The organism is Type-D symbiont of Plautia stali, from assembly GCF_001485335.1.
Classification (GTDB): Bacteria; Pseudomonadota; Gammaproteobacteria; order Enterobacterales; family Enterobacteriaceae; genus Pantoea; species Pantoea vagans_C.
Window position 1 is genome coordinate 1 of the sequence record NZ_BBOC01000131.1, and the last position, 9764, is coordinate 9764.

Sequence of the window (9764 nt, forward strand, 5' to 3'; positions counted from 1 at the left end):
TGGTGTAATGCAGCCGCTGCGGAGCAATAGCGCGCATAACCTTTTTTCCACCCACTGCGCGGCATAGTGATCGGGCAGGAAACCGAGAAAGCGGCCGGAGAGAATGAGAAAGGCAATGCCTTCACGGTCAGTGGCGGTCGCGTTGCAGTTCAGCATCTGATGCATAGCAATGGCTTCCGTGGTCATGCGGAAAGCGGGCGCGATGGCATCATAGCGTAGCAATTCTTCATCACTGGGTGGCTGAGTCTGCGCGAACAAAGGGTGAGTGTCACTGCAATACAGCTCTGATCTCTCATCGTAAAGCTGCATATAGTCCAGTCCAGAGATCGGCGACGTCAGTGGCAACGCGCCCACATGCAAGCGCCCATCCATCAGACCGCGCTCAATGTCTGCAGCGGTCATCATACTGATATTGAGACGAATATCGGGACCGATGTCGCGCAAGGCTTCCAGCGCATGGGTAATTTTCATCCGTGGTTGCGTCACCAGATTGTTGATGATGCCAATATTAAAATCACCCCGCAGCTGCTGGTGCATTTGATTAACCTGCAGGCGAAAATGCTCGACCGCCGCCATCATGCTATCGCTATGGCGTAATATCTCGCGCCCCTCATCGGTTAAGGCAAAACCTGCCCTTCCACGCTGGCACAAACGCATGCCGAGCCGTTTTTCCAGATCGCCCATATGCAAACTGATTGCTGAGCGCGTCATGCCCAGCAGACTTTCAGCAGCAGAAAAACTGCCGCATTCATTCACGGTTTTGAATAAGCGCAATAATTTGAGGTCAAAATCTGTGATTTGAGCCAGCGACTTACTTTTCATTTAGGTGAGTAATTCAATATCTAAAGATGAATTAATAAGGATTTAACTTACCTATCGCTTAATTGCAAACTCTTCCTACACCTGCCTGGAGGAATGGAACATGACCGACGTTGTTAATACTGCATCTCTTAATCTGCAATCACACTGGATGCCCTTCAGTGCCAATCGTAATTTTCAACGTGATCCGCGATTCATCGTCGCGGCGCAGGGCCTCTGGCTCACGGATGATAAAGGGCGGCAGATCTTTGACAGCCTCTCAGGGCTGTGGACCTGTGGCGCGGGACATACGCGTAGTGAAATTCAGCAAGCCGTGGCACAGCAACTCGGCACCCTCGATTACTCACCCGGTTTTCAACATGGCCACCCTCTCTCATTCCAGTTAGCAGACAAAATCGCCCAGCACATGCCGGGGGATCTCAACCATGTGTTCTTTACCGGATCGGGTTCAGAGTCTGCGGATACTGCAGTGAAAATGGCGCGAGCCTACTGGCGTATCAAGGGTCAACCGGCAAAAACCAAGTTCATCGGTCGTGCTCGTGGCTATCATGGCGTGAACATCGCGGGCACCAGCCTTGGGGGGATTGGTGGCAACCGTAAGATGTTCGGTCAGTTTATGGATGTCGATCATATCCCCCATACGCTGCAAACCGATCTGCCCTTCACGCCGGGTCAGGCAGAAACCGGCGGCGTGGCGTTGGCGAACGAAATGCTCAAATTGATTGAGCTGCATGATGCCTCCAACATCGCGGCACTGATTGTTGAGCCTCTTTCCGGTTCAGCAGGCGCCATCATCCCGCCGAAAGGCTATCTGCAACGCTTGCGTGAGATCTGTACCCAGCACAACATTTTGCTGATTTTTGATGAAGTGATCACCGGATTTGGCCGGATGGGCCGCTGGAGCGGCGCGGAATACTTCGGCGTGACGCCGGATATCCTTAACTTTGCCAAGCAGATCACCAACGGCGCCATCCCGCTCGGCGGCGTTGTCGCCAGCAGCGAAATTTATCACACCTTTATGGCACAGCAACTTCCTGAACACGCAGTGGAGTTTGCTCACGGCTATACCTACTCCGCCCATCCGGTAGCGTGTGCGGCCGGGCTGGCCACCCTGAATTTGCTGGAAAATGAATCGCTGATTGCACAGTCTGCCGAGCTGGCGCCCTATTTAGAACACAGCTTACATGCGCTGCGCGATTGCCCGAACGTGGTGGATATTCGCAACTGTGGTTTGGTCGGGGCTATCCAACTCGCTCCACGTGACGGTGATGCGACAATCCGCCCGTTTGACGCGGGCATGGAGTTGTGGAAAGCCGGTTTCTATGTGCGTTTTGGCGGCGATACGCTGCAGTTTGGTCCGATGTTTAACACGCAACCCGCCGAACTGGATCGCCTGTTTGACGCAGTGGGGGAAGCCCTTCACCAGGTGCGTTAGTTGAATATGCTCGGCTGACCTACACGAGCAGCCGAGCACTAATTGATGCGTTTACACATATCCTTCAACATTTTCTCCATCATCTCTGCCGATTGTTCTGCTTCAATACCCTACTTTGACTCAGTCTGGATCGGCTATGAATCGTCGCCACTTTATCACTTGCCTGACGCTCGCCCCGTTTGTCGCGCAGAGCAACCTCAGCCTGGCTGCAACAGCTAAACCTGAAGTCATCCCCCTATGGCCGGGTCAGCCGCCGGGCGGTGGCGGCCCGCTGGGGGCAATGCAGTTCTCTGCCAAAGGCGCGCAGCGCAATATCGCGATGCCGACACTCACCGTGGTTAAACCGGACAATCCCAACGGGCGCGCGGTATTGATCGCCGCGGGTGGCGGCTATACGCGGATTGAAATGGGCAAAGAAGCCTGGCCGGCCGCCGCATGGCTGGCGTCGCAGGGTTACACCGCATACGTCCTGAGTTATCGCTTGCCACAGGAGGGTTGGAAAGATGGTGCCATGGTGTCTTTGCAGGATGCGCAACGTGCGCTGCGTTTAGTTCGGCACCGTGAGGATCATGTCAGTGTGCTGGGCTTTTCGGCTGGCGGACATCTGCTGGGCATGGCGGTCAATCGTCCTGATTTTCATGCTTATCAGGCAACGGACGCACAGGACAATCTTCCCGCTACCGCTGAACGCGCGGCGCTAATTTACCCAATTATTACGTTGGAACCGCCCTATTCGCATACGTCCACGCATAAGGTGTTGGTGGGTAAAGGTGGCACGCTGGCCGCCGATACCACCTGGTCAGTGCAATCCTACGTTAACCCACAGTCGCCGCCTTTTTTCCTGGTACAGGCGGAAGATGACCCCATTTCCGATCCGCACAACACGCTGATCATGGCCAGCGCTTGCCAGCAGCAGCATATTCCGGTTGAGATGCATCGCTATCCCACTGGCGGGCACGGTTTTGGCATGGGTAAACCCGGCACACTCACCACCGAGTGGCCGGGGCACTATCTACACTGGTTAAGCCGTTAACGTCGCGGGTGCATCCGCTAACGCCGCCAGTAAACCGTCTGAACTGGCGACAGCACCGAAAATGCCGCCCTGCATATGAATCATGCTCAGCGCCGCTTCATGATGTTTCAGTTCAGTGGCGGCGCAGCAGTCTGACAACACCAGGCACTCGAACCCGCGATCGTTGGCTTCACGTAACGTGGTGTGTACGCACACGTCCGTGGTGATGCCAGCGATAATCAGGTTGCGAATGCCCTGACTGCGCAGAATCAGCTCCAGATCGGTGGCATAAAATGAGCCTTTACCCGGTTTATCAATGATGGTCTCTCCCGGTAGCGGTGCCAGTTCGGGGATAATCTCCCAGCCGGGTTCACCACGTACCAAAATGCGGCCACAAGGGCCAGGTGCGCCAATTTCTGCCTGCATACGTTTGGAACGCCAGCGCTTGTTAGCGGGCAGATCGCTTAAATCCGGGCGATGACCTTCCCGCGTATGGATGATCGGGAAAGACAATTCCCGCATGCGGGCCAGCACACGCTGCAAGGGTGCAATCGGTGCGCGCGTTAGCGCGATGTCATACCCCATGCTGTCAACGTAACCCCCTTTGCCACAGAAGTCGGTTTGCATGTCGATAATGATCAGTGCGGTATCAGCGGGCGAGCCCTTTCCATCGAACGGCCACGAATACGGCGTAGAATCCACGGAAAATTCAGGCATTGTTCTGCTCCATCAGGTTGGCGGTGCTTTCGCGTTTGAATTTCACAATCAGGGTGTAACTCACCGCTGCAGTGACTAAACCAATTACCGCTTCACCAAACTGCGGGAATTCGATATGGGCAATGACGGCACACAGGCTGCCGATGGCCCACGCGGCGAAAGCGCTGCCGCGTAAACGACGCGTTTTGCGCTGTTCGCTAATTTTGGCCATAAAGATCAAATCGACGATCATCACCGCGCCAAACGGCGGCACCACAATACCGAGCAGACTCAGCCACTCGAGGAAATAGGACCACACCCCCGCCAGCGCCAGTGCGCCGCCAATCACGCCAAGGATCACCGTCCAGAGACGCATTTTGCTGCTGAAAAGATGGCTGAAGCCGACAGCACCGTTATACAGGCAATGGGTACAGACCGAGCCAAGGTTGATGAAAACAAACAGGAAAGCGATGACCGAGAGCAGCATGCCATGGCCCATTAACATCGGCAGGAAGTTGCCGCCATTATTACCCGGATCAACCGCTGCCCCTACCGCCACAATCACCACGCCAAACAGATAGGAGATGACATTTGCCATGGGGAAAGCAGAGAACGCAGCAATCACCGCTGATTTGCCATCTTTGGACCAGCGTGTGAAATCGGCCGTCATGGTGCCGGAATCGGCAAAGCCGGCTACCACCATGGTCACTGCGGTGCCCATGCTCATGGCTCCTACCGCCGTTGCACTGCCGTGGAATTGGGTGATGGTGCTGAAATCATGGTCCTGACCAATCAACCACAGCGCCACCAACCCCAGCACCACAAACAGAGGAGCGGCAATCATGCCGAGAATCGACAGTGCGCGCACGCCGAGGAAAGTGACGCCGGTGTAGAGCACCATCGCCAGCGCCGTTACCGCCAGCGCATTCCAGCCAAAGGTTTGATTGATCACGGTACCGGTGAGGCCCGTCTGGAAGGCATACCAGCCAATCACCACCGTGGAAAGAAACCCGGAGACCAGAATGTAGCCTTTGGTGCCAAAAGTACGTTTAGCTTGCAGCGCAAAGTTCCTCCCGGTATTGCCCGCAAACCAACTCAGCGCCCCGACATAGGCAAACAGCACCAGGTTGCCCAACAGAATGGCAATGATTGCGGGCCAGAAGCCCAGGTGCCATGTAATGATGCCGCCGAACAGCGCATTGGTTAGGATCATCGGGAAACCAAACCACACCGCCGATACGGAACGCGTAGAGTGACGATGGCTCAACGGAACGGGTTCGTGTTCAAACTCCTGCTCCAACGCAGGTGATGATTTATCTTTCATGGGCAACTCCGATTGAAGCGGGATAAAGGTGATTCCAGGGTTGGATGTGCTCAAAAGCGGCACTGGCCGCCAGCACCAGGCCGTCGTCCAGATGACGACCGACGATTTGCAAACCGATCGGCAAGCCGCTGGCGGTGAAGCCTGCTGGCACTGAAGCCGCTGGTTGGCCGGTGAAATTGAACGGATAACAGAACGACAGCCAGTGATCGCTGCGCACCATGCGACCATCAATAATTTCCGGTCCCTGCATGTTGAGTGGGAACGGTGGCACGGCCAGCGTGGGGGTTACCAGCAGATCGTAGCGCTGCATAAAGCGCCAAAGCTGGTTGCAGATTTTCTTGCGTGCGGTATTGGCATCGGTGAAGGTTTCCGCTCGCCAGTCACGTTGCAGCATGGCGCTGAGATGCGGCGACATGCGCGAGCCCAGTTCGGATTGCAGCTGGCGCATGCCGGTCAAATCGCTTTCAAACGCCACCAGCGCGGCAAAGGTCGCGCCTTCGTCAGCGATACCAGGATCGACTTCCTCTAATTCTGCGCCCAGTTCATGTGCAAACTTTCGCGCGGCATTAGTGACAACGTCACGCACTTCTTTATCGACCGCCACATATCCAAAGTCGGCACTGAAGGCAATGCGCAGGCCGTTTAACGGCTTCTCTAAAGCGCCAAGCCAGTCAACGTCACTGCAAGGGATTGAGTGGCGATCGCGCATATCCGGCCCGGCCATGACAGACATCATCAAGGCACTGTCGCGCACGGTGCGTGTCATCGGGCCGATATGCTCAAGGGATTCCCAACTGGATATCCCAGGATAACGTTCATCACGGCAACCCGGCCACAGTGGCACGCGGCCCATTGAGGCTTTGAAACCATAAACGCCGCAGTGTGCCGCTGGAATGCGCACGGAACCACCGCCATCGCTGCCCAGCGCAATCGGGCAAAGTCGCGCAGCCAGTGCCGCCCCCGAACCCGCACTGGATCCACCTGGCGTTTTACTCAGATCCCACGGATTACGCGGAGAGGGAAACAACGGGTTATGACCGACACCGCTGTAACCAAACTCGGGCGCTGTGGTTTTGCCGAGCAAGACGGCATCGGCTGCCAGCAAACGCTCCACCGTAATATCATCTTCTTCCGGGATAAAATCGGCATAGGCCGCGGAGCCAGAGGTGGTTTTGACGCCTGCGGTGCAAATCAGATCTTTCACCGCCAGCGGAACACCGGCGAATGCGCCCAGCGTTTCTCCTCTTGCGCGTTTCGCATCCACTGCCGCCGCTTGCTGTAACGCCCGCTCCGGTGTTGCGGTGCAAAATGCCTGAATTTGCGGCTCGCGCTGTGCCATACGTTCCAGCGCCGCCTGCGTCATTTCGCTGGCGGAAACTTCACCCTTGCGGATCAACCCAGCCAGCGTGGTGGCATCGCCATCCAGTAATGCATCAAACATACAGAAACTCCCGATTTGGTCACTTAACGGGATTAATGCAGTTTGCGTGCCAGAAAATGCCAAAAAAGGAGTACAGCGGAGCAAAGCCAGATGGGATACGGACTTGGATACAAGATCGAATACTTATGTTTGCTGAGGAGGCAGACTCAAAGCCTGAACGCACAAAAATGGCGCAGAGATGCGCCATGGATGGATGTAAATTGCGGTTTTTAGTGGGCGATTAACTGCCCCAGCGTGCGTGCGAAAACCTCAGCTTGCTGCACATCAAAATCTGACACGGTAATGCGCAAGCCATGCACCTTTTGGTCAAGACCGAAGACTTCGCCACTGCGCACCAGCCAGCCATAAGTCGCCAGTTGCGTCACAAGCCCAGCACTGTCCTGCTTTAACGGCAACCACAAGTTGACGCCATCATGCTTAAGTGACGTTGTCACTCCATGATTAAGCAGCGCGTTGCTGACTGCGGCACGCCTCTTTTGATACTGCTCGCGCGCATCAATGACCGCGCTTTTTAATGTCGCTGACTGGAGTGCCGCCAGCGTGATGTCCTGCAATAAGTGGCTCACCCAATTACTGCCCGCGTTCAGGCGAATCGTCAGGCGCTTTGCTGTCTCCTCATCGCTGGCGACGAAGGCTAAGCGCATATCTGGTCCGAGAAATTTAGAGACCGATCGCACCAGCGCCCAACGCAGGGTCTCAGGGGGGATCACAGAGTGATATTCGTGAGTGGAAAGCAGAGAAAAGTGATCATCAACGATCACCATCACCTGAGGATAGTTCGCTAGTAATGCACGAATTTGCGCGGCACGGGTGGCGCTAAATCCCCAGCCTGTTGGGTTGTGCGCACGCGGGGTTATAATCACCGCCTGAACACCCGATGCTAATACCGCGTCCAACGCATCCGCATTCAGTCCCTCTTCATCAATGCTGATGCCGACCGCACTTAACCGACTGTTTTTCAGCGTATTGATACTACTCAGGAAACAGGGATCCTCCACCACAACGCGATCGCCGCTTATCAGATAACAGTTGAGTAAACGCTCGACCGCATCCACAGCGCCATGGGTGAGTGACAGAGAGAAGTCACCTTGAATATCGTTGCCTAGCCATTCGCGCCCATAGTGCTCCAGTTCAGCATTGATAAGCGGTTCACCATACAGACGATGACGAAACTTGAGCTGGCTAATCACGCTGCTTATGTCAGGCAACAACGAGGTGGAGGGATTGCCACTGGCTAAATCGATCAGGTTGACATCAGGCGGTGAACCTTCCTGAGCAACGCTTTCCGCCACACCGAGGATCACGGTACCATTGCGTCCACGGGACTCTGCGATACCGGCTTCAATCAATCGTTTATAAGCGGATGCCACCGTGTTGCGGTTCACCTCCAGTGCAATCGCTAATTCGCGCACGGGCGGCAGGGTATCACCGGGCAGATATCCGCCCGACTGTACACCTGAGCGAATTTGTTCAAAGATTTCACCTGCGGTTTTACCTGAAATCATCATTGATCCGTGACAGATTATTTTGGCTTACGGCATATTACTCACCGCAAACAGTGATGTCTAACGCTGAACTTGCCCCATAAGCCCTTCTTTCTTGCGCTAATCCGCAATATCTGATTACAGAAATATCCGCTCAATTAACTCACCTCTTAATAAAAGATTAATCTGTACCCTTTTTTAATTTATGACGTTAAACCATTCATCAACGCCGACTTAAATAGGATTAAACGCATCACGTTCTGACACATAACTATGTCAGGGTGCTGAAGATCTTTTCATTCTTTCAAGGGGAATCAGGTGAACTATTTCGACGTATCCATTTTGGCCGTGATACAAGGGCTGGCAGAACTGCTGCCGGTATCCAGTTCCGCCCATGTCATCATGACAGAAAAACTACTTGGCCTTGATCCCAGCTCACCGGAGATGACCTTGCTGTTGGTGATGTTGCACACCGGCACCATGTTTGCGGTGATTGTTTATTTCTGGCAGAACTGGCGTGACACCTATTTCAGCTCAACCCATGCTTTTAAGAAGAATGTTTTGTTAATTATTCTGGCCACCTGTGTCACAGGCGCAGTCGGATTAACCTTAATGAAGTTAATTAAATATTTCTTTGCGGCCAATGCAGACACCTTTGAAATAGAATCTTTATTTAGCAACAGTAAAATTATTGCCAGCGGATTAGCCGCAGCCGGTTTATTAATTATCGTTTCATCGCGTCTGAAAGAAAAAGAACGTGGTGAGCTTTCCCCCTTGAGCGCAGCAGGAATTGGTTTCGTTCAGGGATTGTGCTTGCCGTTTCGCGGCTTTTCGCGCTCCGGTGCCACCATCTCGACCGGGCTTTCGCTGGGTGTGGCACGCAAACGCGTCGAGGAGTTCAGTTTCGCCCTGGCTGTGGTACTGACGCCCGCGGTGATTGTGAAAGAAGGCCTGCGTGCCTTTTCGGCTGGATCACCGAATCACGTACCTATCAGCAGCGGTATTCTGCTGCCAAGCTTAGTCGGCATGGTACTGAGTTTCGTCGCGGGCTTACTGGCATTGCGCTGGTTGTCTCGCTGGCTGGAACATGACCGCTGGCATCTGTTTGGCGGCTATTGCCTGTGCGCTGCCGTGCTGATTGGCTGGCTGGGTTAAAAGTGGCCCGACAATCTCAAAGCGCGTTTCAATGAGCTAATGCTGGCCACTGAAGCGTTTTATGGTCGCCATTAATGGCGACACTACAAGAATGGATGTGGTCTTTAGTAGGGTGCGCATTTAGGTGCAAACCGGGCACATAGGTAACACTTTAGACCGGGCACATGGGTAACAGTTATAAATTGGTATAGCAGAGGAGACTCACTATGCCCTGGACTGAGACTGTTACCATGCAACGCCTTCATTTCATCCTCGCCTGCCAGGCAGGCGATAAATCCATGACCGAGCTTTGCCACCTTCACGGCATTAGTCGAAAAACCGGTTATAAATGGCTTAAGCGTTTTAATGCTGAAGAGCTCTCCTCTGTTGAAAATCGCTCCCGTGCCCGTCTCACGCAA

The 9764-nt window shown here is 54.2% G+C and carries 9 protein-coding genes; 4 read left to right on the forward strand and 5 right to left on the reverse strand.

What is annotated here, in order from left to right; translation table 11 throughout:
• The coding region (locus PSSD_RS24525) for a LysR family transcriptional regulator (RefSeq protein WP_058974037.1) at positions 1-822 on the reverse strand (822 nt) is incomplete at its 3' end.
• Positions 823-922: 100 nt separating this feature from the next.
• On the opposite strand from PSSD_RS24525, the gene aptA reads away from it, so the two are divergent.
• Both aptA and PSSD_RS24535 read left to right on the forward strand, forming a co-directional pair.
• On the forward strand, positions 923-2254 hold the full coding sequence (gene aptA / locus PSSD_RS24530) for an omega-aminotransferase AptA (RefSeq protein WP_058974038.1): 1332 nt from the start codon (positions 923-925) through the stop codon (positions 2252-2254).
• A 136-nt stretch (positions 2255-2390) separates the two neighbouring features.
• The gene (locus PSSD_RS24535; RefSeq protein ID WP_058974039.1) at positions 2391-3287 is read left to right on the forward strand and encodes an alpha/beta hydrolase; all 897 of its coding nucleotides are present in this window, start codon (positions 2391-2393) and stop codon (positions 3285-3287) included.
• Here PSSD_RS24535 and biuH read toward each other — a convergent pair.
• The 4 genes from biuH to ptsJ all read right to left on the reverse strand — a co-directional run bounded on the left by biuH (position 3276) and on the right by ptsJ (position 8235).
• Complete coding sequence (gene biuH, locus PSSD_RS24540; RefSeq protein ID WP_058974040.1) at positions 3276-3983, reverse strand: biuret amidohydrolase; 708 nt, start codon at positions 3981-3983, stop codon at positions 3276-3278. The two genes, PSSD_RS24535 and biuH, sit on opposite strands and share 12 nt — an antisense overlap.
• The gene (locus PSSD_RS24545; RefSeq protein WP_058974041.1) at positions 3976-5286 is read right to left on the reverse strand and encodes a purine-cytosine permease family protein; all 1311 of its coding nucleotides are present in this window, start codon (positions 5284-5286) and stop codon (positions 3976-3978) included. The genes biuH and PSSD_RS24545 overlap by 8 nt, the downstream gene beginning before the upstream one ends.
• Positions 5276-6727 (reverse strand): amidase, encoded by a 1452-nt coding sequence (locus PSSD_RS24550; RefSeq protein ID WP_058974042.1) that lies wholly within the window; start codon positions 6725-6727, stop codon positions 5276-5278. Before PSSD_RS24550 ends, PSSD_RS24545 begins: the two co-directional genes overlap by 11 nt.
• Before the next feature lie 209 nt (positions 6728-6936).
• The gene (gene ptsJ / locus PSSD_RS24560) at positions 6937-8235 is read right to left on the reverse strand and encodes a MocR-like B6 salvage transcription factor PtsJ (RefSeq protein WP_058974044.1); all 1299 of its coding nucleotides are present in this window, start codon (positions 8233-8235) and stop codon (positions 6937-6939) included.
• Between the two features lie 294 nt (positions 8236-8529).
• On the opposite strand from ptsJ, the gene PSSD_RS24565 reads away from it, so the two are divergent.
• Both PSSD_RS24565 and PSSD_RS26955 read left to right on the forward strand, forming a co-directional pair.
• Entirely contained in the window at positions 8530-9366 is an 837-nt protein-coding gene (locus PSSD_RS24565) for an undecaprenyl-diphosphate phosphatase (protein WP_058974045.1), read from the forward strand.
• Between the two features lie 206 nt (positions 9367-9572).
• Positions 9573-9764: helix-turn-helix domain-containing protein (locus PSSD_RS26955; protein WP_153011503.1), on the forward strand; the 192-nt coding region annotated here is incomplete at its 3' end.